Consider the following 24,362-nt stretch of genomic DNA (forward strand, 5'->3'; position numbering starts at 1 on the left):
CGCGCGTGGATACCACGTCCGGCGCCGGTCGTTCCATACCGGAGCTTCGGACGCAACTCGGCTTCGGCGCCCCTTACAGGCCGATGCCGCGGCGGTTCAGCGCGGCGGTGATCTCGTCGAGGATGGCCGGGTCGTCGATCGTTGCCGGCATGGCCCATTCCTCCTTGTCGGCGATCTTCTGCATGGTGCCGCGCAGGATCTTGCCGGAGCGCGTCTTCGGCAGGCGCTTGATCGTCACCACCGTCTTGAAGGCAGCGACCGGGCCGATCCGTTCGCGCACCAGGGTGACAACCTCGTTTTCGATGATGCCGGCGTCGCGGTCGACGCCGGCATTCAGCACGACGAAGCCGAGTGGAACCTGGCCTTTCATAGCATCGGCAATACCGACGACGGCGCATTCGGCGACGTCGGGATGCGCGGCCAGAACCTCCTCCATGGCGCCGGTCGATAGCCGGTGGCCGGCGACATTGATGATGTCGTCGGTGCGAGCCATGACATAGAGATAGCCGTCCTCGTCCATCATGCCGGCATCCGCGGTTTTGTAGAAGCCGGGGAACTCGTCGAGATAGGCTTGGCGAAACCGCTCGTCGGCATTCCACAGCGTCGGCAGGCAGCCGGGGGGCAACGGCAATCTCACCACGACATTTCCAAGCGTACCACGCTTGACCTCATGCCCGGCATCGTCGAGCACGCGGATGTCATAACCGGGCATCGGCACGCCGGGCGAGCCGTATTTGACCGGCAGCAGGCCCAGTCCGGCGGGGTTGATGGTCATCGGCGAGCCGGTCTCGGTCTGCCACCAATGGTCGATCACCGGCACGGTCAATTTCTGCTCCGCCCATTTGATGGTTTCCGGATCGGCGCGCTCGCCGGCGAGGAACAGCGTCCGGAATTTGGACAGGTCGTATTTCGGGACGAATTCGCCCTTCGGGTCCTGTCCTTTGATGGCGCGAAAGGCGGTTGGCGCGGTGAACAGCGCGACGACGCCATGCTCGGCGATCACACGCCAATAGGTGCCGGCATCGGGCGTGCCGACCGGCTTGCCCTCGAACAGGATCGTTGTGCAGCCATGCAGCAGCGGGCCGTAGACGATATAGGAATGGCCGACCACCCAGCCGACATCGGAAGCCGCCCAGAACACTTCGCCCGGCTTGACGCCGAACTCGTTTTCCATCGACCATTTCAGCGCGACCATATGGCCGCCATTGTCGCGCACGATTCCCTTCGGCTGGCCGGTCGTGCCCGACGTGTAGATGATGTAGAGCGGATCGGTGGCAAGCACCGGAACACAGTCGACATTGGCACCCGCGGCCCGCTCCCGCGCCACGGCGTCGGCATAGTCGATATCGTGGTTTTCCCTGAGTTCGCAGCGCAGTTGGTCGCGCTGCAGGATAAGGCAGCTTTCCGGCTTGTGCCGCGACATCTCGATCGCCTTGTCGAGCAGCGGCTTATAGGCAACGACGCGCCCTGGCTCCAGGCCGCAGGAAGCGGAGATGATCAGCTTCGGCTTGGCGTCGTCGATGCGGGTGGCGAGCTCATGCGAGGCAAAGCCGCCGAAGACCACCGAATGCACGGCGCCGATCCGCGCACAGGCAAGCATTGCGAAGGCTGCTTCCGGTACCATCGGCATGTAGATGATGACGCGATCGCCTTTTTGGATGCCACGATTCTTGAGCACCGAGGTCAGCGCGACCACCTCGCGCTTCAACTCGGCATACGTGAATTTCCTGATTGTGCCCGAAATCGCGCTGTCATGGATCAACGCGATCTGGTCGGCACGGCCGCCCGCCACATGACGATCGACGGCATTGAAGCAGGTGTTGCACGAGGCGCCAACGAACCACCTGCCATAGACGCCGGCATTGGCGTCGAACACCGTCTCGAAGGGCGAGAACCAGTCGATTGCGCCGGCGGCATCGGCCCAGAATTTTTCCGGGTCGCGTTTCCAGCCGTCATAGACCTCGTGGTAGCGTGACGCCATCCAGCTTCCTCCCCAGGAATGTTTGCTGTCCTTGAAATAGCGTATGCTGGTTTGTGTAACCATGTATTTGTGCGTTTCGTTTGCTGTCGTTCTAACTTGGCCGCAAGTGCGGGTCATGGTGGTCTGGGGGCCGGTATCGTTCGAATTTTCGGCATTAGGGGCAGGGCGCGATGAAATTGCGATATGAGCTTGGGTTTGCCGCGGTTGCGACGCTGGCGGTGGTGCTCGCTTCAGCTGCTCAGGCAGGCGACGCGGCGGCCCGGCGCGTCATCGGCTTTTCGCCAGACGGCAACTACTTCGCCTTCGAACAGTACGGCACGCTCGATGCCGGTGCTTCGGATTCGGGCTGGTCGGAGATCGAGATCATCGACACGCGGACCGATGAGTTCGTCGGCGGCAAGCCGATCGTCATCGCCGACGAGACGGAGGATTCGACATTGACGCTTGCGCAGGCGAGGGCACAGGCCGCCGAACTGGCGGCGCCCTTGCTGGCCAAATATGCCATCGCGCCGCGCGGCGAGCGGACTGCCTTGGACAGGTTCACCTTTCCCGACGACATGGTCGCCTACAATGACATTGCGCGCCTCGAGCAGGTTTCGCAAAAATGGCTTTCGCCGGCCTATGACGAGCTTGGCACCATCCAGCTCGAGCAGATCCGTGCCGACAGCACGGCGGATTGTTCAGCGAGTTTCGACGCGACGCAGCAAGGCGAAACGACCGGCAAGGCGCTCGGCTTTCGCCTGACGCTGCAGGGTCAGGACGGCAAGCCGATCAAGCTGCTGCATGAGGACAAGGCGGTGCCCGGTTCGAGGAATTGCCCGACTTCCTACAGCCTGTCGGAATCTTACGCATTCACCCCGGATGGAAAACCGGGCGTGCTTGCGGTGCTCGTGCAGCGCTTCAGCCAGGGATTTGAAGGGCGCGACCGCCGTTTCATCGCCGTGACTGGCCAGGCGCACTGAGGCAACGCGCTGAGACGTAGTCCGCTACCCGAGTTTGTTGTCCCTAAAGCGGGAGGGCAGCGAGCATAAGTCCGACCCCGCCGACGATCAGCAAGGCGGCTGCCAGCACCTTTCCATGGCGCTCGAAACCCGTCGGCGCCCGATCCCAATTGTAACGCATGCTCGAACTCCCCAAACCCGCAGATTCTTTATCTTACGCAGGGTGAGGAGGGCAACTGTCTGGCGATGCGCGGCGTTGCCGATACCGGTCTTGTCACCGACTATTTCTGGGGCATTCTCCGCCGCTACATGCCCCAGCGCAGCGCGGCCGTATGTACCGGTGCATCCCACCAAACAGCCGCCTCGTCGTCGAGCATGCTCAGCGTGATCGAACAGCCGGCCATGTCGAGCGAGGTCACATAGGACCCGACCAGCGACCGGGTCACCGTCACGCCGTGCTTCTCGAAGATTTTGCGGGCGCTGTTGTACATCAGATAAAGCTCCATCAACGGTGTGCCGCCAAAGCCGTTGACGAAGAGTAGCGCCTGGCCTCTGGCACCGTCGCCCAGGTCACCCAGGATTGCGGTACAGATCTCCTCGGCGATAGCATCGGCGCTTTTCAATGTGTCGCGCCGCCTCCCAGGCTCGCCGTGGATGCCGACCCCGAACTCCATCTCGCCATCGCCGATATTGAAGGTCGGCTTGCCCGCCGCCGGCACGGTGCAACTGGTCAGCGCCACGCCCATCGAGCGCGTCGCGCCGTTGACGCGCTCGCCGAGCGCCTTCAACGGCTCCAGTGCCATGCCTTGTTCGGCCGCCGCGCCGACGATTTTCTCGACCACCAGCGTGCCGGCGACGCCGCGCCGGCCGGTGGTGTAGGACGAGTTTTCGACCGCAACGTCGTCATTGGTCACGATTTGCATCACGCCTTCCGACATTTCAGCGGCCATGTCGAAATTCATCACGTCGCCCTCGTAGTTCTTGACGATGAACAGGCAGCCGGCGCCCGTATTGACGACTTCGGCCGCCGCCATCATCTGGTCAGGCGTTGGCGAGGTGAATACCTGGCCGGGGCAGGCCGCATCCAGCATGCCGTGCCCGACGAACCCGCCATGTAGCGGCTCGTGACCCGAGCCGCCGCCGGAGATCAGCGCCACCTTGCCCGGTGTGAGCAGCTTGCGGCGGACAAATTTGTGTTCCTCGCCAAGCGCCAGGATATCGGCATGCGCGGCAACGAAGCCGTCGAGGCTCTCGGTCAGCACCGTATCGACCGAATTCAAAAATTTCTTCATGGCCGTCCTCCCGAAATAGCCCAGCGTCAGCTGCCCTTGCCGGCGATGCTGGTGATCTTCTGGATGAAATCGTTGACCGCCCGGTCGAGCGCCGCGTTCTGCTTGTCGTCGCCGAAATCGGGAACGATCAGCGAGACATGGCGTGTCTTGCGCAAGCCTGCGGCCAGCGACATCTTTCCCGGATGCGCCCGATGGTAGGCCTCAAGGAAATGATCGCGTTCGGCCGGGCTGAAATGGCAGACGGAGAAGATAGCCGGCAAATGCTTCGACGGGATCGGCGTCGAATAGGCCGGGCTGGAAATCTGCGTGACGAAGCTGCGATGCTTGCCCAGCGCATCAGCGAGGCGCTGGCGCATGCCGGACGGGCGCTGGTCGATCACCTGCGACAGGATCGTCTTGTAGGCGCGGATCGCCTCTTCGGGGCCGGATTGCGACGCCTTGTCTGCCATACCGGGGCCTAGATCGAAACGTCCGCGATGGCCGCCTTGGCCATCGCGAGTTGGGCGGGAGCGACGGAGAGGTCACGCAGGCCGGTTTCGAGCAGCGCCGGGATCGAGGCGGGGTCGCCGCCGGCATCGCCACACAGGCTGACCGGGATATTATGCTCGCGGCCGAAGGCGGCAACCGAGGCGATCAGCCGGAGCACGGCTGGGTGCCTGACGGAATTCAGATGTGCGACCGACGCATTGTCGCGCGCGGCGGCCATCACGTATTGGGTCAAATCATTCGAGCCGATCGAGAAGAAGGCGGCCTTGGCGAATGCCTCCGGTGCGATGGCCACCGACGGCACCTCGACCATGATGCCAAGCGGCGGCATTTTGTGCGCGATGCCGCGCGCCAAAAGGTCAGCCTGCTCCTCAGCGAACAGCGCGGTGGCGTGTTCATACTCTTCCGGAACGGCGATCATCGGGAACATCACCTTCAGATTGCCGTGCATGGCAGCACGTAGCAAAGCGCGGATCTGCACACGAAAGACCGCCGGACGCATCAGTGACAGCCTGATCCCGCGCAGGCCAAGGAATGGATTACCTTCCTCGACGGTCAGGCCCGGCACAGGTTTATCGCCGCCCGCATCGACAGTACGGATCGTCACCGGCCTGTCGCCTGCCCATTCCAGCACTCTACGGTAGGCGCGATATTGCGTCTCCTCGTCCGGCAGCGTCTTGCCGAACAGGAATTCGGTCCGCATCAGCCCGACACCGTCGCACGCCGCAGCATCGATGCGGTCGACATCGGACGGATCGGCAATATTCACCTGCACGTGGACCGCTATGCCGGTCTTCGTTGCTGCCGGCCTTGTCAAATAGGCTACCGCATTGTCGCGATGCGCCGCGAAAGACGACGACGATCGCCGGAATGCCTCGATCTCCGCTTTCGAAGGCGCCAACACGATGCCGCCATGTTCGGCATCGAGCAGTGCGATTCCGACAAGCTGAGCCGGCGAAGCACCGGGCCCGGCTACCCCACGCGCTACGAGCCCCAACCCCACCACCATTGGCACGCCGCGTGAGCGTGCCAGCATTGCGACATGACTTGCGGCACTTCCGGCCGTAAGTGCTATGCCGCCGCCGGCACTCCAGTCGGTTTCGAGGAAGCGCGTCGGTGCGATATCCTCGCCGTAGAAGATCGCACCTGCCGGCGCGGCAATGTCGCCGCCCCCGGCAAGCGCGCGTAGCACCTGGTCGCGTATGTCGCGCATGTCGGCCGCGCGCGCCCGGAAATAGTCCTGCTCGGATGTTTCATAGCCGGCTATCTCGGCGTCGAGCGCTTTTCGCCAAGCCACATCAGCAGCCATGCCCTCGGCAATTCGCGCAAAGGCCGGGCCGGTCAGCGCGTCGTCCTCCAGCATGGCGAGCTGGAATTCGAGGATCCCGGCCGCCTCGCTGTCGCTGGTTTCGATCAATGTCGCGAGCCGGCCTGCGGCAATGGAGATGGCGGCCTCAAGCGCCGCCTTCTCGTCCGCGGCAGTCGCCTTGCGGACATAACGCACAGCAGCCTGGCCCAGATCGAACAGCGGCCCCTCGGCATAGCCGGCCGATGCCGAAATGCCCTGCAGCCTAAGCGGTTCGGGCATGGTCCTTGCCTTCGTCGAAATCGCGCCGCACCAGCTCGACCAGTGCGCCGACCGCCTCGCCGGCGCCGTCCCCTTTGGCTCTGATATGCAGGACAGTGCCTTTCGGCGCTTTCGCCGCCATCACCTTGACGATGCTCTTGGCGTCGAACCATGGCCCGTTGGCGGCGAGCGCAATCTCGACGTCGGCCGAAAACGTCTTGGCAAGCTTGGTGAACTTCACCGAAGGACGCGCATGCAGTCCCACCTCATGGGTGATCAGGACGCTGGCTTCGGCTGCTGCGGACATGCTTGTCAAAATTCCCGTTCGTTCACGACGGCGACAATTCGTGCGCCGTCGCCACCACTTCCCTGAGCGAGGCGCCGCCGGAAGCCTCGGTCGCCGCCATCACCGCGCCTTCGACGATCGGCGCATTGCAGACGATGATCTTCTGGGCGCGTGGTTCGCCGATCATCTCGACCGCCATCTCGCTANCATCTCGCTATTGGTCTCGGCACCGCCGAGATCGACGAGGATCGCGACCCCCGCCTCCGACCAGGCCTTGTCGATGGCGCCCATGATCGCCTCGACATTGGTTCCCAGCCCGCCATGGCCGTTTCCGCCGCACCATGCAAGCGGCACTTCGTTGCCGACCATCTGCCGCACCATGTCGGCGGTGCCTTCGGCGACCAGCGGCGAATGCGATACGATGACGATGCCGACATTGCTCATGCGCGCCTCTCGATTGCCTCGGCTACGGCTCGCACCAGAAGCGCAGTCGAGCGTGCGCCGGCATCCATATGACCGATCGAACGGTCGCCAAGGAATGAGGCGCGCCCACGCAGCGCCTTCATCGGCACGGTCGCGTCGGCCGCGTTGTCGGCGATCTCGACGATGTCCGCTGCCGTCTTTCCCTGCAGCAGGGCCTCATGCACCGGCTGCAGCACGTCGAGCATGGTTTTTTGCCCGGCCTGCGACTTGCCTCTGGCGGCAACCGCTTCGATCGCCTTGCCGAAGGCCGCCGCCAGGTCGGCGCGACCCGGCGCGGCGGAAATCTCCTTGCCGAGCGCCATGAACAGCGTGCCGAACAAGGGACCGGAAGCTCCGCCGACGGTCATCACCAGTTTGGTGCCGATCGCCTTCAGCGCCTCGGGCAACGGCTTTGCCGCAAACGCGCCGGCCTCGGCCCGCACTGCCTCGAAGCCGCGTTTCATGTTGAGCCCATGGTCGCCGTCGCCGATGGCCTGGTCGAGACTGGTCAGCTCTTCGGCATGTGCGGCGATCGTGTTTGCCGCCGCCTCGATCAGCCTGGAAATATCCGCTGCCGCCATATCACCCATGCTCCTGGCCCCTGCGCTGCCGGCAGTACGAGAAAATTGCATATCCGGCAATTGAAGCATTCTTTTCCCCAGTCAAGCGGGTTCGAGCAACGCAGCGAGGGCAGTGAAGACCTCGGCGACGGCAAAGGCGCCGGGGTCGACCACGCCGTCGAGCTGGCTGCCAATATAGGCGGACCGCCCGGCCTTGGCCCTGCGCATGGCAGCGGTGGCCTCGGCTCCGCGTTGCGCCGCGACCGCCGCATCTTCCAGACTCCCCCTATCCAGCGCCCTCAAGGCGGGTTCCAGGGCATCGATCATCGTGCGATCGCCGACCCTCGCTCCACCATAGAAGGACATCCGATCGAGGCCGGCGAGAAGCGCCTTGGGAAGCGTTTCGCCAGACTCCAGCGCCAGCGCGGCGGCGGTGAAGAAGATCGACAACAGCACGCCGCTAGAGCCGCCCATGCTGGCGCTCAGGATATCGCCGACGGCGGCGAGCGTTGCGGCAGGGTCAGCGAGCGGCAGTGTCGCAATGCGGCCAAGCACGCTGCGCGCACCGGCCGCCACAGTCGATCCGGTGTCACCGTCTCCCGCCTTGGCATCCAGTCCGTTCAACGCGCCTTCAAGCGAGATCAGCCGGTCGCAGACCGCGACAACCAACCGGTCGGTGCGTGCGTCCTGGCTGGCTTTCGACGCGTTGTTCGGGCCGGCGGCTTTGGCCATCGGCACGACGCTGGCTTGGCGAACGGCTCTTGCCGGCAGCCAGGCGTGAGGGCCTACCGGCGCCCGCAACGCCGCTTCGCGCGATGCATCGAGCCGGATCAGCGACAGGGAAAAGCCGTTCATGTTGAGCGCGGTCATAAGCTGCCCGGGCCCGATTGTCAGCGTCACCTTTTGTGCCAGCGGTGAAGCCAGTACCGCATTGGCGACAAGCAACATTTCCAGCGGTGGCACCGAACCGAGATTATTGATCAGCAAGGCGTAGTCGCTGACCGGATCGAGCCGCGCGGCAAGGCGCTCCGACATGATCGCAACCAGCCTTTCGGCACTTTGCACCGCAATCCGCTCAACGCCCGGTTCGCCATGGATGCCGAGGCCGAGTTCGGCATCGTCCGCCCCGAATCTTTCTTCATGGCTCTGACCGGGGATCGAGCAGGATGACAGCGATATGCCGAGCGAAACGATATCCGCCGCCGCTGCCCGCGCCGCCGCGGCAACCGCCGCCAGGTCAATGCCGGCTTCCGACAGGTGGCCGGCGATCTTGTGCACGAACAAGGTGCCGGCCACGCCACGCGGCTGGGCAATATCAGGCAGGGCAATGTCGTCCGCGACGATCACCATCTCGACGCGGAAGCCTTCGGCGCGCGCCTTCTCGACGGCCAAGCCGAAGTTGAGGCGATCGCCGGTATAGTTCTTGACGATCAGCAGGCACCCGGCGGGACCGGTCACCGCACGGATGGCGGCCAATACCGCTTCCACGCTCGGCGAAGCAAAGATCTCGCCCGAAACCGCCGCCGTCAGCATGCCAATGCCGACAAAGCCGGCATGGGCAGGTTCGTGCCCGGCCCCGCCGCCGGAAATGACCGCGACCTTGGTCTTATCCCAGTTCGCGCGGAGAATGACCTTGATCTCGGGATAGCCGTCGAGGCGAGCGAGATCGCCGGCGCCGGTCGTACCGAGGAAGCCGTCCAGGGCCTCAGTTACGATCGTATCCCTGCGATTGAAAAAATGCTTCATCGAATTGGTCCAGTCCGGTGCCCGAAATTGCCGGTTGAAAGGTGCCAGGAAAACACTCGCGCAGCGCTCACATCAGCCGTCGCCCATCGGGGCCGAAATACAGCGGCGAGCGATAGCGGATCATGATCTTGTCGCCCTGCGCCAGGTCGGTGTCGGGGTCGGTTAGCGTCACCAGCTTCCTGGTCCCCACCGTCACATGCAGATGGTTCTGGTCGCCGAGATGCTCGACCCAATCGACGACGCCGTCGGCATGGCCGTTCGCCGCCTTCTCGATCGAAAGATGTTCGGTACGAGCACCGATCGTCTTTGTTCCCGCCGGCGCGCCGCCATCCGGCAGCAGTCCGACCGGCAACAAATTGATTGCCGGTTGGCCGAGCCTTGCGGCGACGTGAAGGTTTGCCGGCTCAGAATAGATCGTGCGCGGGGAACCGATCTGCACCAGCACGCCGTCGGCGAGAATGCCGATGCGGTCGGCCATGGTCATCGCTTCGATCTGGTCGTGCGTGACGTAGAGCATTGTGGCGCCGAGTTCCGCCTGGATGCGCTTCAGCTCGAGCCTGAGATCGGCGCGCAGCTTGGCGTCGAGCGACGACAGCGGCTCGTCCATCAGGTAGATCGACGGCTTGCGCACCAAAGCGCGGCCGATGGCGACGCGCTGCATCTCGCCGCCAGAGAGTTTGGTCGAGCGATTATTCAGCTTGTGGTGGATGCGCACCATCTTGGCCACGTCCTCGACGCGGCGGCGGATCTGATCCTCCGGCATTTTCCGTGCTGGCGAGCGCAGCGGAAAGGCGAGGTTGTCGTAAACCGACAGATGCGGATAGAGCGAATATTGCTGGAACACGAAAGCGGTGTCGCGCTCGGCCGGCGACAGCGTCGTCGTGTCGTGGCCGGCAATATGGATCGAGCCCGCTTCCGGACGCTCCAGCCCGGCGATCAGCCTGAGCGTCGTCGTCTTGCCGGCGCCGGTCGGCCCGAGCAGCACGACGAATTCCCCGTCGGCGATATGCAGGTCGAGATTGTCGACGGCGACATGCTCGCCAAAAGCCTTGGTCACGCTTTTGATGTGAACGTCAGCCATGATGTGCTCTCCCCTGGGAGGCCGAGTCATGGATTTCGGTGCGCACCGCACGGCCGGATCCTTTTGCGAACAGCGACAGCCGCGCGCTGCTCAGCGCCAGGCCCACATGATCGCCCGGATTGAGCCGGATTTCGGCCGGCACCCTGGCCTTGATGATGCCGTCTGCTGTCTCCACCGCCACGATCTGAGTGGTGCCGAGATATTCCGTGCCGTAAATAGCACCGCGCAGCTTCGAAGCGTCGTCGAAGCGGATGTGCTCCGGTCGGATGCCAAGCGCCATCTCGGCCGGCGCGACGTCCTCGCGGATCTCCGGCACGGCCACCTTCGCGCCTTGCACAACAATTTCCCTGGCGCCCTTTGAAAGCCCGCCGCCGAAGCCGAGGAAATTCATCGGCGGCGAGCCGATGAAGTCGGCGACGAACATCGTCGCCGGCCGGTCGTAGATCTCGCGCGGCGTGCCGAACTGCTCGATGACGCCGTGGTTCATCACCGCGATCTTGTCGGCCATCGACATCGCTTCCATCTGGTCATGCGTGACATAGACGGTGGTGGCGTGGATGCGGTTGTGCAGTTCTCGCAATTCATGGACCATCAGGTCGCGGAATTCGGTGTCGAGCGTGCCGAGCGGCTCATCCATCAGGAAACATTTTGGCCGCCGTACGATGGCGCGGCCGAGCGCCACGCGCTGGCGATCGCCGCCGGCAAGCCCGGAGACCGATTTGTTGAGCAGATGGTCGATCCGCAAAAGCTTCGCCGTCTCCTCCACTCGGCTCCGGATTTCAGCGCCTGGCATGCCTTGCGCCAGCAGTGGAAAGCCGATGTTCTTCCGCACATTCATGTGCGGATAGAGCGCGAACAGCTGGAAGACGAAGGCGATGTCGCGCTCGCGGGCACGCCGCATGGTGACGTCCTCGCCGCCAAGCAGGATCTTGCCGCCGGTCGGCAGTTCGAGCCCGGCGATCATGCGCAACGTCGTCGTCTTGCCGCAGCCGGACGGCCCCAGCATGACGAAGAATTCGCCGTCCTCGACGACGAAGTTGGAATCCTGCACGGCGACGAAATCGCCGAATGCCTTTCTCAGATGTTCGACCCTGATCTCGGCCATCGTCTACTCCGGAAATTTCGAGACGATGATGAACATCGCCGTGCCCGCAAGCATGGTGATGAAGGAATAGGTGTAGAGCACCAGTGCGAAGGGCTGGAACAGCATCAGGAAGCCGATAGCGATGATCGCGGTGGCGACGTTTTCCATCAGCCCGCGCCTGGCCCAGACGGGCCAGCGCGATTTGCGTTTTGCGGTCATGCTCATTTACGCACCGCGCCAAAGGTGATGCCGCGCAGCAATTGCTTGCGAAGCAGGATGGTGAAGACCAGGATCGGCACCAGGAAGATCGTCGTGCCGGCCGCGACCGCCGGCCAGTCCTGACCGCCTTCGCCGATGATGGTCGGGATGAAGGGCGGCGCGGTCTGCGCCGTGCCCGAGGTCAGTAGCGCAGCGAAGGCATATTCGTTCCAGGCAAAGATCAGGCAGAAGATGGCGGTTGCGGCAATACCGGTGGTCGCCTGCGGCAGTACCGTGCGCCAGAACGCCTGCAGCCTGGTGTAGCCGTCGATCATCGCCGCTTCTTCATATTCGCGCGGGATCTCGTCGATGAAGCCTTTCAGCAGCCACACCGCCAAGGACACGTTGACCGCCGTATAAAGCAGGATCATGCCGAGAGCCGTGTCCGACAGGCCAAGCTCCCGGTACATCAGGTAGATCGGGATGGCGACGGCGATCGGTGGCATCATCCGCGTCGACAGGATGAAGAACAGAAGGTCGTCGGCGAGCGGCACCTTGAAGCGCGAAAAACCATAGGCCGACAGCGTGCCGAGGAACACCGCGCAAAACGTCGAGCCGAACGCGATGATCAGCGAATTGACGAAGCGCGGCATGAAGTTGGACGGGCCGGCGATCACCATGTTGCGCTTGCGCACCGTCTCGTCGCACAGGCCCGTCGCCGGTCCCAGCGAGTTGATGTATTCCGGTGTTTGCCGAGTCCGGGTCGAGAACAGGTTGCAGTAGCCCTCGAGGCTGGGCTGGAACAGGATCTTCGGCGGATAGGCGATCGAATCCGGCGGCGTCTTGAAGCTGGTGGCGAAGATCCACAGCAGCGGCACGATCGAGATCAGCGCGTAGGCGACGATGATGGTGCCGGCGACGCGCTTCGACGTGGCCGACGGCGCGACAACGGAATGGGCTGACGTCAGGCTCATCTCTGCTTCACCTTGTTGAGCGCCTTGACGTAGATGTTTGCGAGGCCAAACACTGCGACGAACAGGATGATGGCGAAGGCCGAGGAATAGCCCGTCCGCCAGCTTTCGAAGGCCTGCCGCTTCAGTGTGATCGAGGCCACTTCGGTGGTCGATCCCGGCCCGCCGCCGGTGAGCAAATTGACCATGTCGAACATCTTGAAGTTCTCGATGCCGCGAAACAGCACCGCCAGCATGATGAAGGGCAGCGCCATCGGCAGCGTGATCGACCAGAACTGCCGCCAGTTGGAGGCGCGGTCGACCTCGGCCGCTTCGTAGATGTATTCGGGGATCGAGCGCAGGCCGGCGAGGCAGATCAGCATCACGTAAGGCGTCCACATCCAGGTGTCGACGATGATGATCGACCATGGCGCCAGTGACACGTTGGAGAGCATGCTGATTTCGGTTGCCGGAATGCCGGTGACGAACGAAACGGCGTAGGCGAACAGCCCGATCTGCGGCTCGTAGAGGAAGCGCCAGAAATTACCGACGACCGCCGGCGACAGCATCATCGGCACCAGGATGATTGTCGTCCAGAAGGCGTGGCCGCGAAACTTGCGGTCGATCAGCCAAGCCAGCGTGAAGCCGATCAGCGTCTGCAGCAGGATGGTCCAGAACACGAAATGCGCCGTCGTCTGCATGGCGATCCAGATGTCCTGGTCGGCGAGGATGCGCTTGTAGTTTGCCAGCCCAAGGTTCTTCACAACCTCGTTGGGCCGATTGGCGCGAAAATTGGTGAAGGACAGATAGATTGCCCAGAACAGCGGAAAGATGTTGATAGCTAAAAGCAACAGGATCGTCGGCGAGATGAACAGCCAGGCGAGGCCCTTGTCGCTGATGCCCCGGACCTTGCGGGCCAACGGCTCGGGCGTAGCCCGGGCAACGCTGTCCGCCGTCCGATTGAGCATGGTCAGTCCTGCTTCGGTCACTTGGCTCGTCTCGACAATGGAATTTATCTGAACTGTGTCCCGTGCCAAGTGGCACGGGACGGTTCGGTCACGGGCTCGGGAGGAGCCGGTTACATCTTGCCCCGGCTACATCTTTCCATCGTCCTGGAAGACCTCGGTCCAGTCCTTGACGAGGCCGTCGAGCGCATCCTTGGCCGAGCCTTGCCCGGCAACGACGTAGTCGTGGAAGCGCTTCTGCGATGCCTGCAACAGCGGGGCATAGCTCGGCTCGGCCCAGAAGTCCTTCACGATGGCCATCGAGTCGAGGAAGGTCTGCGCGTAGGGCTGGCTGGCCGGGAAGGCCGGGTCCTTGACGACCGCGTTGAGGCAGGAATAGCCGCCGAGCGACCACCATTTGGACTGAACGTCCTTGTTGGCGAACCATTTGATGTATTTGAGCGCGGCTTCCTGCTTGTCGGAATAGGAGACCACCGAGATGCCCTGGCCGCCGAGCTGGGCGAACTGGTCCCCGTCCGAACCTTTGGGATTGACGAAATAGCCGATCTTGTCGCCGCCGACATTCTCGTCCTTCTGCAGGCCTGGCCAGGTGAAGGCGAAGTTCATGTGCATCGCCACCTGGCCGGATTTGAAGGCATCGACGCCTTCGCCCATGTAGCTGTTCGAGGCGCCGGGAGGGGTGCAGCAATCGTAAAGGGCTTTGTAGAACTCCAGGCCCTTCACCGATTTATCGGAGTTGACGAAGCCTTCCATCTCGTAGGGCTTTTTCGGGTTTTCGTACTGGAAGCCGAAGCTGTAGAGCACGTCCATGGCGCCCATGGTGATGCCTTCCGAGCCGCGCTCGGTGTAGATCGACGCGCCATAGACGGTCTTGCCGTCGATGTCGCGCTTCTGGAAGAATTCGGCGATCTGCTTCAATTGGTCGAAGGTCGTCGGCGGGCCGAGATCCCAGCCGTACTTTTCCTTGAATTCCTTCTGCAGCTCCGGCTTGGAGAACCAGTCCTTGCGGTAAGTCCAACCGACGACGTCACCCATGGCCGGCAGCGCCCAGTAATTCGGCGAGTTCTTCGGCCATTCCGAATAGCCGACGACGGTCGCCGGCACGAAATCGTCCATGCTGATCTTCTCCTTGTCGAAGAAGTCGTTCAGCTTGACGTAATGGCCGTTCTCGGCGGCACCGCCGATCCACTGGCTGTCGCCGATGATGAGGTCGCACAGCTTGCCGTGCGAATTCAGCTCGTTGAGAAAGCGATCGGCATAGTTGGTCCACGGCACGAATTCGAATTTCATGCCGATGCCGGTTTCCTTGGTGAAGTCCTTGGACAATTCCACAAGCGCGTTGGCCGGGTCCCAGGCTGCCCAGCAAAGCGTCAGATCTTCTGCCTGCGCGACATTCGAAACGGCTGTCGACGCAAAGAGTGTCGATGCCAGTCCCAACGCCAATTTCAAGGTCGATTTCATGCCTTCCTCCCATTTGCGAAACGCGTCCGGATGACGGTTTCAAGAGCCCGCTAAACCCCTCCTCGGGGGCCCAAACACAACGACGCGGCGGCGCACCGGATGTTTAGTAATTTGTTTAGTGATGCAATTTTTACTAAACAAGGCAAGCGAATTCGTTGCTGCATCGCAGCATGCTGGATACGAAAGCAACGTGAGAAGTTGCGGCGACCTGCCTAGGTCACCGTCTTGTTGCTGACGGCCACCGGACGGATCACTGGGGCCGGCGGCAGCAGCGCGCGGATATCGGCGAAGGGGAAGACTGGCTCGAAGCGGAAGGCCTCGGCGAACGATCCGGCTGGGCCGTTGCACTGGCCGGCGCGAAAGGCGTTCTGGGTGCGCGCCGCGTCGACGAAACGCTCGGGATCCTGCGACTGGTGCGCCCGGATCGCCTCCGCCTTGAGATCGAAATGCCTGGAGGTATCGACGTAGTGCGTTGGCGAAAACCCGGTGCCGCCGAACGTGTCGGCATGTAGCACCGGCACCGAGAATGACGCTGCGATGCGCACGCCATCCGACAGCGCGCGGTGGTCGCCATGATAGTCGTTCGGCGCATGCGTTATCACCAGATCCGGCCCTATCTCGCCGATCAGTGCTTTGAGCGCCCCGATCAGCGCGGCATCCGCGACCAGCCCGCCATCGGGAAAGTCGAGGAAGCGCGGCGTCAAGCCAAGCAGGCCGGCCGCCGCCGTCGCCTCCTTGCGGCGCCTGCGGGCCAGCGCTGACGGATCGCCGTAGCCGCCCCTGGTGCCATCCGTGGCTATGGCAAAAAAGAGTTCTGCGCCTTGCGCGGCATAGGCCGCCATCGTACCGAACATGAAGATCTCGATGTCGTCCGAATGCGCGCCAAGCGCCAATATCTTCACTCTCATCTCTCCCGGAAATGGAAAAACGTGCCCAACGGAATTCTGCTCGCGCTCATCGCCTATGCAAGCTATTCGTGCAGCGACGCGGTTGTCAAAAGCCTGGGCGGGCAGTTCAACGTCTTCGAGATCGGCTTCTTCTCGACATTGTTTGCCGGCTGCTTTCTGCTCTTTGCCAGGCCGGCAGGCGAGCGCTGGCTCGATTTCTGGCGCACCAACCGGCCCTGGGCGGTACAGGCCCGGGCCTGGGCCGGCATCGCCTCGGGCGTGCTCAGCGTCTATGCCTTCACCACCATCCCGCTGGCGGAAGTCTATGCGCTCATCTTTCTGGCGCCGCTGTTCGTCACTATCCTGGCCACGCTGGTCCTCAAGGAAAAGGTCGGCCCATGGCGATGGCTGGCGGTCGCCGCCGGCTTTGCCGGGGTCATGCTGGTCGTCAGGCCTGGTTTTCGCGAGTTGCAGCTCGGCCATCTGGCGGCGTTCATCATCGCCTTCCTGGCCGCCACCAATGTCATCCTGATGCGTTCACTCGCCGCGCAGGAAAAGCGCACGACGATGCTCGGCGTGCTGATCGGCTACGGCCTGCTCTTCAACGGCGTCGGTGCGGCGGCTACCTCGTTCTCGCTGCCGGATGGCAGGCAATGGGCCTGGCTGGTGCTGGCCGGCGCCTTTACCGCCGGCGGCCAGCTGCTGCATCTGCTGGCGGTCAAATACGCGCCGGCCAACCGCATCGCGCCGACGCATTACTCGCAGATCGTCTGGGCGGTGGTTCTAGGTGCGCTGTTCTTCAGGGAATATCCGGATTTTCTGTCGCTGGTCGGCTTGGCCGTGGTCGGCGGTTCCGGCCTGCTGACGATGGTGCGCGAGGAGGTGCGGCTCGGCACGGTGCGCTGGAACCCGTTTTCGCGGACCAGGCTTTGAGTCGGCGCCGAGGTTGCGTCGCGACCGCCACCGCTGATATGCGGTCGCTGCCAACTGGCTGCACAGCATAGCACAATGACGACAAAACCCTTGCCGGACCTGCCGGTCTCCGTTGTCTTGCCGGCGCTCAATGAAACGCTGAGCCATGGTAACAGCGCCGTGCTGGTGGCGCCGCCCGGTGCCGGCAAGACGACGCTGGTTCCACTGGCGCTGCTCGACGCTGAATGGCTCGGCGCCGGAAAGATCATCCTGCTCGAGCCGCGCCGCCTCGCCGCCCGCGCTGCCGCCCGCCGCATGGCCGAATTGCTCGGCCAAGAGCCCGGCGAAACCGTCGGCTATGCCATGCGCATGGAAAACCGCAGTTCCGCAAAGACCAGGATTCTCGTCGTCACCGAAGGCGTGCTGTCCCGCATGATCCTCGACGACCCGGAACTGCCTGGTGTCGCGGCGGTGCTATTCGACGAGTTCCACGAACGCTCGCTCGACGGCGATTTCGGGTTGGCGCTGGCGCTCGACGTGCAGGGTGCGCTGAGGCCCGAACTCAGATTGCTGGTGATGTCGGCAACGCTCGACGGCGCGCGTGTCGCAAAATTGCTGTCCGGCGCGCCAGTGATCGAGAGCGCAGGCCGCGCCTTCCCGGTTGACATCCGCTATGACGAGCGGCCGGCCGGCGTCACCATCGAGGACGCCATGGCCAAGGCGATCCGCTCGGCGCTTGCCGGGGAGGAGGGCAGCGTGCTCGCTTTCCTGCCCGGCCAGCGCGAGATCGAGCGCACCGCCGAGCGGCTGGCGGGCAAGGTCGGCGCCGATACCGACATCGTGCCGCTCTATGGTATGCTCGACAACAAGGCGCAGGACGCGGCGATTAAGCCGGCGCCGCTCGGCCGCCGCAAGGTCGTGCTGGCGACGTCGATCGCCGAAACCTCCATCACCATCGACGGTGTGCGCGTCGTCATCGATTCCGGCCTGTCGCGGCTGCCGCGCTATGAGCCGGCGAGCGGCCTGACGCGGCTGGAGACGGTACGTGCTTCCCGCGCTTCCGCCGACCAGCGCGCCGGCCGTGCCGGGCGCACGCAGCCGGGCGTCGCCATCCGGTTGTGGCGGGCCGAGCAGACAGCGGCCCTGCCGGCCTTCACGCCGCCGGAAATCCTCGAGGCCGATCTTTCCGGCCTGTTGCTCGATAGCGCGGCGTTCGGCGTCGCCGATCCGACCAGCCTGTCCTTCCTCGACCCCCCGCCGGCTCCGGCGCTCACCGAGGCGAGGGTACTGCTACGTGCGCTCGATGCTGTCGATGCGGCAGGACGCCTGACGGATGCCGGTGCCGCGATGCGCAGGCTGGCGCTACCGGTGCGGCTCGCCCACATGGTCGCCGAGGCGGCAAGAACCGGAGAGGCGCTCGAGGCGGCGATGCTCGCCGTATTGTTGACCGAGCGTGGCCTTGGCGGCGATGGTGCCGATCTCGAACGGCGGCTGCTGCGCTTTCGCGCCGAAAGATCGCCGCGCGCCACCGCCGCCCGGCAGCTGGCTGAGAGGCTGGCAAAGCAGGCTTCACCCTCCCCCTCGAGGGGAGGGTCGGCGAGCGAGCCGAGCGCAGCGAGACGAGGGAGACGGGGCGGGGTCGTCGATGGCGTGCCCGAACCGACCCCACCCCGATCCGCTACGCGGATCGACGCGCCGGGGCGAGCCACGGGGCTCGCTCGTCCTTCCGACCCCCTCAAGAGGGAGGGCAGCACAGCCGGCGCTCTCCTCATCCATGCCTGGCCGGATCGGGTCGCCAAAGCGCGCGGCGAGCGTGGCCGCTTCGTGCTTGCCAACGGCTCGGGCGCCATGCTCGACGCCTCCGATCCGCTGGCCGGCGAGACCTGGCTCGTCGTCGCCGACCTGCAGGGCAAGGCGCAGAACGCCCGCATCACCGCAGCAGCAGCCATCGATGAGGCCGACATCCGCACTGCGCTGGCGGAAAAGACCGAGACCCGCCGCGAGGTGAGCTTCGACCGCGACAGGCGCGCGGTGCGGGTGCGCGAAACGGTTCGCCTCGGCGCCATCACGCTGTCCGAACGCATGCTGCCGGCGCCGACCGGTGCCGACGCGGATCGCGCCATCCTCGACGCCTTGCGCGAACACGGCCTGTCCCTGTTGCCGTGGAACAGGGAGGCGGAGACGTTGCGGCAGCGGCTCGGCTGGCTGCATCGCGGCCTCGGCGCGCCATGGCCCGATGTCTCCGATGCCGCGCTCGTCGAGCGCCTCGACGACTGGCTGCTGCCGTTCCTTTCCGGCGCGGCATCCTTTGCGGCAATCGATCCCAGCGTGCTTTCGCAAGGCCTGATGACGCTGGTGCCGCACGAATTGCAGCGCAAGATCGACACATTGGCGCCGACCCATTTCGACGCGCCGTCGGGCAGCCGGCTGCCGATCCGCTATGGCGGCGAATGGCCGGTGCTGGCGATCCGCGTGCAGGAACTGTTCGGCTTCGACCGGCATCCGGCGATCGCCAACGGCACTGTGCCGCTGACGCTCGAATTGCTGTCGCCGGCTCACCGGCCGATCCAGACGACGCGCGACCTACCCGGCTTCTGGCGCGGCTCCTGGGCCGATGTGCGGGCAGAGATGCGCGGCCGCTATCCCAGGCATGTCTGGCCGGAGAACCCGCTTCTCGCCGCCGCCACCAGCCGCGCCAAGCCGCGCGGTACCTGATGCTTCCAGATTGTCATCCCGAACCGAGGGCCGGCTTCGGCGGTTTTTCGGAAAAGACCTCCGGCTGTTTCCCCTCTATAATCACTGGCCATGATAAACATCCTGCACGCACCCGACTTCCAGCAAAGTCAGCGGCTGCGCCTCAACACGCTGATCAGGTTGCGCTGGCTTGCCATCGTCGGCCAGAGCCTGACCGTGCTTGTCGTCGCTTACGGGCTGAAATTTCCGCTGCCGGTCAGCATGTGTTTTGCGCTGATCGCCTGTTCGGCCTGGATGAACCTTTTGCTGACCTTCCGCTATCCGGCGGCGCATCGGCTTACCCCGTTCTCGGCCTTCGCCATCCTGACCTTCGACAGCCTGCAGCTTGCCGGCCTGCTCTACATGACCGGCGGACTCACCAATCCGTTTTCGCTGTTGATGACCGTGCCCGTCGTCGTCTCGGCGACGTCGCTGCCGCTGCGGCTGACCGCCATGCTCGGCGCGCTGGTGATCGTGGCGGCGACGCTGCTGGTCTTTTACCACCTGCCGCTGCCATGGCATGAGGGCGCGCCATTGGCGATGCCGGTCATCTATGTCGCAGGCATGTGGATGGCGGTGTTCTGCTCCATCGCCTTTACCGCGATCTATGCCTTCCGGGTGGCCGAGGAGGCGCGGCTGCTTGCCAACGCGCTTGCCGCCACGGAATTGGTGTTGCAGCGAGAGCAGCATCTCTCTGCCCTCGACGGCCTCGCCGCGGCCGCCGCGCACGAGCTCGGCACACCGCTCGCCACCATCACGCTTGTCGCCAAGGAAATGGAGAAGGCGCTTGGCGAAGATCCGAAATACGGCGAGGACGTGAGGCTGCTGCGTTCGCAGAGCGAGCGCTGCCGCGAAATCCTGAAGCGCCTGACCAGCCTGTCCTCCGAGAGCGAGGTGCACCTCTCGCGCCTGCCGCTGACCTCGCTGGTCGAGGAGGTGACGGCGCCGCACCGCGATTTCGGCATTTCGATCAAGCTTCGGCCGGGCGAGCGCATCGGCCCGGAACCGGTGGGCCGGCGCAATCCCGGCGTCATTTACGGCCTCGGCAATCTGGTCGAGAACGCGGTCGACTTCGCCCGCAACAGCGTGACAGTGCGCTGGAACTGGAATGAAGCCGCCGTCAGCTTCTCGATCATCGACGACGGGCCGGGCTTTCCACCGGAGATCATCGACCGTATCGGCGAACCCTATATGTCGACACGACAAGGCACCGAAGCCGGCGGCGGCCTCGGCCTCGGCCTATTCATCGCCAAGACCTTGCTCGAACGCTCCGGCGCGACGCTCGATTTCCGCAATTCAAGCGAGCCCGGCGAGGGCGCTATCGTGCAGATATCGTGGCCGCGCAGCGTCTTCCTCAATCCCGAGCAGGCTTCGGCCACCATGTTCGACACGGCCTAAATTGGACAATAGCGTTGCGAAACTATATTTGCGTAAAAATCAGGCAGCAGGATTTTCAGCACGATGAGTACTGACGAAACGATTGGCGCAATGGTCGAAGGCGAGGATACCTCGCTGCTGATCGTAGACGACGACAAGCCGTTCCTGACGCGGCTTGCCCGCGCCATGGAAACCAGGGGTTTCGTGGTCGAGACGGCGGAGAGCGTCGAGGAGGCGGTTGCCAAAGCGCGCGCCAATCCGCCGGCCTATGCGGTGGTCGACATGCGGCTGGCCGACGGCAACGGCCTCGACGTCGTCGCCGCGATTCGCGAGAAGCGCGACGATGCCCGCGCCATCATCCTCACCGGCTACGGCAACATCGCCACTGCGGTGACGGCGGTAAAGCTCGGCGCCATCGACTATCTGTCGAAGCCGGCCGATGCCGACGATATTTTTGCCGCCCTGACCCGCACCGCGGGCGAACGCGCAGCGCCGCCAGAAAATCCGATGTCGGCCGATCGCGTGCGCTGGGAACACATCCAGCGCGTCTACGAAATGTGCGACCGCAACGTCTCGGAAACCGCACGCCGCCTGAACATGCATCGCCGCACGCTGCAACGCATCCTCGCCAAGCGCGCGCCGCGCTAAAGGGCTCTCATTACAGGCTTGCCCGGCCAGCGCTGTTTGCGCATCATCGCTTGGCGGTGTCGGACCTTGCTACTGATACGACGGAGGCGACATGCAGGACGAAAAGCGGCTGGTCTCCATGCTGCGCGAATTCCTCGACAGCGAGGCGGCCGGCGGCCTCGTCCTGATGGCTGCGGCGGCCTTGGCCCTGATCGTCGCCAATTCGCCGCTGGGCGAGGCTTATTTCTCCGCCCTCCATGCCTATCTCGGACCGCTCAGCGTCTCGCACTGGATCAATGACGGCCTGATGGCGGTGTTCTTCCTGCTGGTCGGCCTCGAGATCAAGCGCGAAATGCTTGACGGCCAGCTGTCGACCTGGCCGCGCCGCGTGCTGCCCGGCATCGCCGCCGCCGGCGGCATGGCAGCGCCGGCACTGGTCTACGTCGCCATCAACCACAACAATCCAGCCGCTCTGTCTGGCTGGGCGATCCCGACCGCCACCGATATCGCCTTTGCGCTCGGCGTGCTGTCGCTGCTCGGCAGGCGCGTCCCGGGCTCGCTGAAGATATTCCTCACCGCGCTCGCCATCATCGACGATCTCGGCGCGGTGCTCATCATCGCGGTGTTCTATACCAGCGGCCTCTCGCTCGCCTATCTCGGCGCCGCCTTCGCCGTGATCGCGCTGCTGGTGGTGCTCAACCGCATGCGGGTGCTGACGCTGCTGCCGTACATCTTGCTCGGCATCGTTCTGTGGGTTTTGGTGCTCAAATCGGGCGTCCATGCGACGCTCGCCGGGGTCGCGCTGGCTCTCACCATACCGCTGAAGATCTCACCGGGCAGCGGCCATGATCTCGACCATTCGCCGCTGCACCGGCTCGAACACGGCCTGCACAAGATCGTCGCCTTTTTCGTCATCCCGATTTTCGGCTTTGCCAACGCCGGCGTCTCGCTCGGCGGTCTCAGCGCTGCCGCCTTGATCGAGCCGCTGACGCTCGGCGTCGCCGCAGGCCTCGTCGCCGGCAAGCTGGTCGGCGTGTTCGGGTCTTCCGCGCTTGCCATCCGGCTTGGCTTCGCCGATCTGCCGGTCAATGCCGGCTGGCTGCACATGGTCGGCATTTCGCTGCTCTGTGGCATCGGTTTTACCATGAGCCTGTTCATCGGCCTGCTCGCCTTCGCCAGCGACGCCGCCCTGCAGGACGCGGTCAAGGTCGGCATCCTCGCTGGCTCCTTTATCGCCGCGCTCCTAGGCGCCGCTGTGCTGCTGGTGGCGCCGGCCGGAGGCGAGGCGGAGGAGGCGGAAGAATAGGCGTCTCCTCGCGGGCGCTACCCGTGAGCGACCATGACGTGGCGGACGGCCGTATAGTCCTCCAGCGCGTAGAGCGACATGTCCTTGCCGTAGCCGGATTGTTTCAACCCGCCATGCGGCATCTCGTTGGTCAGCATGAAATGGGTATTGATCCAGGTGCAGCCATATTGCAGCCGGGCCGCCGTCGCCATGGCGCGCGAAACATCCTTGGTCCACACCGACGACGCCAGGCCATAGTCAGAGTCATTGGCCCAGTCCACCGCTTCGTCGACTTCGGAAAAGCGGGTGACCGAGACCACCGGACCGAACACTTCGCGGCGCACGATCTCGTCCTCCTGCAGCGCGCCGGCGACGACGGTCGGCTGGTAGAAGAAGCCGGAGCCCTCGCCCGGCTTGCCGCCCGTGGTGATCTCGATGTGCTTGAGCTCAGAGGCGCGCTCGACGAAGCTCGAGACGCGGTCGCGCTGGCGACGCGAGATCAGCGGGCCGATCTCGTTTTCGGTATCGTCAGGACGATCATACTTGATGGTCGAGACGGCAGCGGAGAGGTCGGCGACGAGCTTGTCGTAGATCTTCTTGCCAGCGTAGATGCGGCAGGCGGCGGTGCAATCCTGGCCGGCATTGTAATAGCCGAAGGCGCGCAGGCCGTTGACCACCGCGCCGAGATCGGCGTCGTCGAAGACGATGACCGGCGCCTTGCCGCCGAGCTCGAGATGCGTGCGCTTGACCGATTTGGCGGCAGCCTGCAGCACCTTCTTGCCGGTGGCGACGTCGCCGGTGATCGAGATCATGTTGACCTTCGGGTGGTTGATCAGCGTGTTGCCGACGCTGTCGCCGCGACCGAGCACGACGTTGACGACGCCTTCCGGCAGGATCTCGGCAAGGATTTTCGCCAGCTTCAGCGCGGTCAGCGGCGTCTGTTCCGACGGCTTGAAGACGACGGTGTTGCCGCCGGCAATCGCCGGCGCCAGCTTCCAGGCCATCATCATCAGCGGATAGTTCCACGGCGCGATCGACGCGACAACGCCGATGGCGTCGCGGCGGACCATCGAGGTGTGGCCGGGAATGTATTCGCCTGCGACCTGGCCGGGCATCGAGCGGACCGCGCCGGCAAAGAAGCGGTAGCAGTCGACGATCGCCGGGATCTCGTCATTGAGCACGGCATTGATCGGCTTGCCACAGTTCAGCGCCTCGAGCGCCGCGAAATCCTGTGCAGCAGCCTCGATGCGATCGGCGATCTTCAGGAGATAGCCGGCGCGCTGCGCCGGTGTTGTGCGGGACCAGGTGACGAAGGCTTTTTCGGCAGCAAGCACGGCCGCCTCGATCTGCGCTGGGCTGGCCTCGGACAGATTGAGGATGGTCGCCCCGGTCTTCGGGTTGAGGATCGGTTCCTCGGTCTCGGTGCCTTTTTCGAATTTCGAGCCGATCAGCATCTGCGTGTCCATGGAAGTCTCTCCCTT

At 64.1% G+C, this 24,362-nt stretch carries 21 protein-coding genes and 1 pseudogene; 6 read left to right on the top strand and 16 right to left on the bottom strand.

What is annotated here, in order from left to right; all coding sequences use genetic code 11:
• Window positions 1-73: 73 nt before the first annotated feature.
• The gene (locus tag X773_RS52050; protein WP_023676323.1) at window positions 74-1,981 is read right to left on the bottom strand and encodes a propionyl-CoA synthetase; all 1,908 of its coding nucleotides are present in this window, start codon (window positions 1,979-1,981) and stop codon (window positions 74-76) included.
• Between the two features lie 170 nt (window positions 1,982-2,151).
• Here X773_RS52050 and X773_RS52055 point away from each other — a divergent pair, with 170 nt between their 5' ends.
• Window positions 2,152-2,943 (top strand): DUF2259 domain-containing protein, encoded by a 792-nt coding sequence (locus tag X773_RS52055; protein ID WP_023676324.1) that lies wholly within the window; start codon window positions 2,152-2,154, stop codon window positions 2,941-2,943.
• A 284-nt stretch (window positions 2,944-3,227) separates the two neighbouring features.
• Here the strand turns inward: X773_RS52055 and dhaK are convergent, their stop codons facing one another.
• The 14 genes and pseudogenes from dhaK to X773_RS52125 all read right to left on the bottom strand — a co-directional run bounded on the left by dhaK (window position 3,228) and on the right by X773_RS52125 (window position 15,962).
• Window positions 3,228-4,214 carry a dihydroxyacetone kinase subunit DhaK gene (dhaK, locus tag X773_RS52060; protein ID WP_023676326.1) on the bottom strand — a complete coding sequence of 329 codons (987 nt, stop codon included), beginning with the start codon at window positions 4,212-4,214 and terminating at the stop codon, window positions 3,228-3,230.
• 26 nt (window positions 4,215-4,240) lie between these two features.
• The gene (locus tag X773_RS52065; RefSeq protein ID WP_023676327.1) at window positions 4,241-4,663 is read right to left on the bottom strand and encodes a hypothetical protein; all 423 of its coding nucleotides are present in this window, start codon (window positions 4,661-4,663) and stop codon (window positions 4,241-4,243) included.
• Between the two features lie 8 nt (window positions 4,664-4,671).
• On the bottom strand, window positions 4,672-6,288 hold the full coding sequence (ptsP, locus tag X773_RS52070; protein ID WP_023676328.1) for a phosphoenolpyruvate--protein phosphotransferase: 1,617 nt from the start codon (window positions 6,286-6,288) through the stop codon (window positions 4,672-4,674).
• Window positions 6,272-6,574 (bottom strand): HPr family phosphocarrier protein, encoded by a 303-nt coding sequence (locus X773_RS52075; protein WP_023676329.1) that lies wholly within the window; start codon window positions 6,572-6,574, stop codon window positions 6,272-6,274. The genes ptsP and X773_RS52075 overlap by 17 nt, the downstream gene beginning before the upstream one ends.
• Window positions 6,575-6,596: 22 nt before the next feature.
• A pseudogene (gene dhaM, locus X773_RS52080) lies at window positions 6,597-6,997 on the bottom strand (dihydroxyacetone kinase phosphoryl donor subunit DhaM).
• Window positions 6,994-7,596: a dihydroxyacetone kinase subunit DhaL gene (dhaL, locus tag X773_RS52085; RefSeq protein ID WP_023676330.1), complete on the bottom strand. Its 603-nt coding sequence runs from the start codon at window positions 7,594-7,596 to the stop codon at window positions 6,994-6,996. Before dhaL ends, dhaM begins: the two are co-directional and overlap by 4 nt.
• An 81-nt stretch (window positions 7,597-7,677) precedes the next feature.
• Window positions 7,678-9,321 carry a dihydroxyacetone kinase subunit DhaK gene (locus tag X773_RS52090; protein ID WP_023676331.1) on the bottom strand — a complete coding sequence of 548 codons (1,644 nt, stop codon included), beginning with the start codon at window positions 9,319-9,321 and terminating at the stop codon, window positions 7,678-7,680.
• Between the two features lie 67 nt (window positions 9,322-9,388).
• A complete protein-coding gene (locus X773_RS52095) occupies window positions 9,389-10,402 on the bottom strand; it encodes an ABC transporter ATP-binding protein (protein ID WP_023676332.1) in 1,014 nt (337 codons plus the stop codon).
• Window positions 10,395-11,507 (bottom strand): ABC transporter ATP-binding protein, encoded by a 1,113-nt coding sequence (locus X773_RS52100; protein WP_023676333.1) that lies wholly within the window; start codon window positions 11,505-11,507, stop codon window positions 10,395-10,397. Before X773_RS52100 ends, X773_RS52095 begins: the two co-directional genes overlap by 8 nt.
• A gap of 3 nt (window positions 11,508-11,510) precedes the next feature.
• Window positions 11,511-11,711 (bottom strand): hypothetical protein, encoded by a 201-nt coding sequence (locus X773_RS52105; protein ID WP_023676334.1) that lies wholly within the window; start codon window positions 11,709-11,711, stop codon window positions 11,511-11,513.
• Window positions 11,708-12,658, bottom strand: a complete 951-nt coding sequence (locus X773_RS52110) for a carbohydrate ABC transporter permease (RefSeq protein ID WP_023676335.1) — start codon at window positions 12,656-12,658, stop codon at window positions 11,708-11,710. The genes X773_RS52105 and X773_RS52110 overlap by 4 nt, the downstream gene beginning before the upstream one ends.
• On the bottom strand, window positions 12,655-13,602 hold the full coding sequence (locus tag X773_RS52115) for a sugar ABC transporter permease (RefSeq protein ID WP_031211681.1): 948 nt from the start codon (window positions 13,600-13,602) through the stop codon (window positions 12,655-12,657). The genes X773_RS52110 and X773_RS52115 overlap by 4 nt, the downstream gene beginning before the upstream one ends.
• A gap of 126 nt (window positions 13,603-13,728) precedes the next feature.
• Window positions 13,729-15,060 carry an ABC transporter substrate-binding protein gene (locus tag X773_RS52120; RefSeq protein ID WP_023676337.1) on the bottom strand — a complete coding sequence of 444 codons (1,332 nt, stop codon included), beginning with the start codon at window positions 15,058-15,060 and terminating at the stop codon, window positions 13,729-13,731.
• A 212-nt stretch (window positions 15,061-15,272) separates the two neighbouring features.
• Entirely contained in the window at window positions 15,273-15,962 is a 690-nt protein-coding gene (locus X773_RS52125; protein WP_023676338.1) for a PIG-L deacetylase family protein, read from the bottom strand.
• 27 nt (window positions 15,963-15,989) lie between these two features.
• Here X773_RS52125 and X773_RS52130 point away from each other — a divergent pair, with 27 nt between their 5' ends.
• The 5 genes from X773_RS52130 to nhaA all read left to right on the top strand — a co-directional run bounded on the left by X773_RS52130 (window position 15,990) and on the right by nhaA (window position 22,902).
• Window positions 15,990-16,880, top strand: a complete 891-nt coding sequence (locus X773_RS52130; RefSeq protein WP_023676339.1) for a DMT family transporter — start codon at window positions 15,990-15,992, stop codon at window positions 16,878-16,880.
• Window positions 16,881-16,955: 75 nt separating this feature from the next.
• Window positions 16,956-19,574, top strand: coding sequence for an ATP-dependent helicase HrpB (gene hrpB / locus X773_RS52135; protein WP_023676340.1), 2,619 nt, complete (start codon window positions 16,956-16,958; stop codon window positions 19,572-19,574).
• A 90-nt stretch (window positions 19,575-19,664) separates the two neighbouring features.
• Window positions 19,665-20,990, top strand: a complete 1,326-nt coding sequence (locus tag X773_RS52140; protein WP_023676341.1) for an ActS/PrrB/RegB family redox-sensitive histidine kinase — start codon at window positions 19,665-19,667, stop codon at window positions 20,988-20,990.
• Between the two features lie 63 nt (window positions 20,991-21,053).
• A complete protein-coding gene (locus X773_RS52145) occupies window positions 21,054-21,617 on the top strand; it encodes an ActR/PrrA/RegA family redox response regulator transcription factor (protein ID WP_023676342.1) in 564 nt (187 codons plus the stop codon).
• A 91-nt stretch (window positions 21,618-21,708) separates the two neighbouring features.
• Window positions 21,709-22,902, top strand: a complete 1,194-nt coding sequence (gene nhaA, locus X773_RS52150) for a Na+/H+ antiporter NhaA (RefSeq protein WP_023676343.1) — start codon at window positions 21,709-21,711, stop codon at window positions 22,900-22,902.
• 17 nt (window positions 22,903-22,919) lie between these two features.
• On the opposite strand, the gene X773_RS52155 is transcribed toward nhaA, so the two are convergent.
• Window positions 22,920-24,347, bottom strand: coding sequence for a gamma-aminobutyraldehyde dehydrogenase (locus X773_RS52155; protein ID WP_023676344.1), 1,428 nt, complete (start codon window positions 24,345-24,347; stop codon window positions 22,920-22,922).
• Between the last annotated feature and the right edge of the window lie 15 nt (window positions 24,348-24,362).

The organism is Mesorhizobium sp. LSJC280B00, from assembly GCF_000502835.1.
Classification (GTDB): Bacteria; Pseudomonadota; Alphaproteobacteria; order Rhizobiales; family Rhizobiaceae; genus Mesorhizobium.

Bases quoted from the DNA above. Each gene is read 5' to 3' on its own strand.
- X773_RS52050 (WP_023676323.1), bottom strand. From the start codon at position 1,981: ATGGCGTCACGCTACCACGAGGTCTATGACGGCTGGAAACGCGACCCG.
- X773_RS52055 (WP_023676324.1), top strand. From the start codon at position 2,152: ATGAAATTGCGATATGAGCTTGGGTTTGCCGCGGTTGCGACGCTGGCG.
- dhaK (WP_023676326.1), bottom strand. From the start codon at position 4,214: ATGAAGAAATTTTTGAATTCGGTCGATACGGTGCTGACCGAGAGCCTC.
- X773_RS52065 (WP_023676327.1), bottom strand. From the start codon at position 4,663: ATGGCAGACAAGGCGTCGCAATCCGGCCCCGAAGAGGCGATCCGCGCC.
- ptsP (WP_023676328.1), bottom strand. From the start codon at position 6,288: ATGCCCGAACCGCTTAGGCTGCAGGGCATTTCGGCATCGGCCGGCTAT.
- X773_RS52075 (WP_023676329.1), bottom strand. From the start codon at position 6,574: ATGTCCGCAGCAGCCGAAGCCAGCGTCCTGATCACCCATGAGGTGGGA.
- dhaL (WP_023676330.1), bottom strand. From the start codon at position 7,596: ATGGCGGCAGCGGATATTTCCAGGCTGATCGAGGCGGCGGCAAACACG.
- X773_RS52090 (WP_023676331.1), bottom strand. From the start codon at position 9,321: ATGAAGCATTTTTTCAATCGCAGGGATACGATCGTAACTGAGGCCCTG.
- X773_RS52095 (WP_023676332.1), bottom strand. From the start codon at position 10,402: ATGGCTGACGTTCACATCAAAAGCGTGACCAAGGCTTTTGGCGAGCAT.
- X773_RS52100 (WP_023676333.1), bottom strand. From the start codon at position 11,507: ATGGCCGAGATCAGGGTCGAACATCTGAGAAAGGCATTCGGCGATTTC.
- X773_RS52105 (WP_023676334.1), bottom strand. From the start codon at position 11,711: ATGAGCATGACCGCAAAACGCAAATCGCGCTGGCCCGTCTGGGCCAGG.
- X773_RS52110 (WP_023676335.1), bottom strand. From the start codon at position 12,658: ATGAGCCTGACGTCAGCCCATTCCGTTGTCGCGCCGTCGGCCACGTCG.
- X773_RS52115 (WP_031211681.1), bottom strand. From the start codon at position 13,602: ATGCTCAATCGGACGGCGGACAGCGTTGCCCGGGCTACGCCCGAGCCG.
- X773_RS52120 (WP_023676337.1), bottom strand. From the start codon at position 15,060: ATGAAATCGACCTTGAAATTGGCGTTGGGACTGGCATCGACACTCTTT.
- hrpB (WP_023676340.1), top strand. From the start codon at position 16,956: ATGACGACAAAACCCTTGCCGGACCTGCCGGTCTCCGTTGTCTTGCCG.
- X773_RS52140 (WP_023676341.1), top strand. From the start codon at position 19,665: ATGATAAACATCCTGCACGCACCCGACTTCCAGCAAAGTCAGCGGCTG.
- X773_RS52145 (WP_023676342.1), top strand. From the start codon at position 21,054: ATGAGTACTGACGAAACGATTGGCGCAATGGTCGAAGGCGAGGATACC.
- nhaA (WP_023676343.1), top strand. From the start codon at position 21,709: ATGCAGGACGAAAAGCGGCTGGTCTCCATGCTGCGCGAATTCCTCGAC.
- X773_RS52155 (WP_023676344.1), bottom strand. From the start codon at position 24,347: ATGGACACGCAGATGCTGATCGGCTCGAAATTCGAAAAAGGCACCGAG.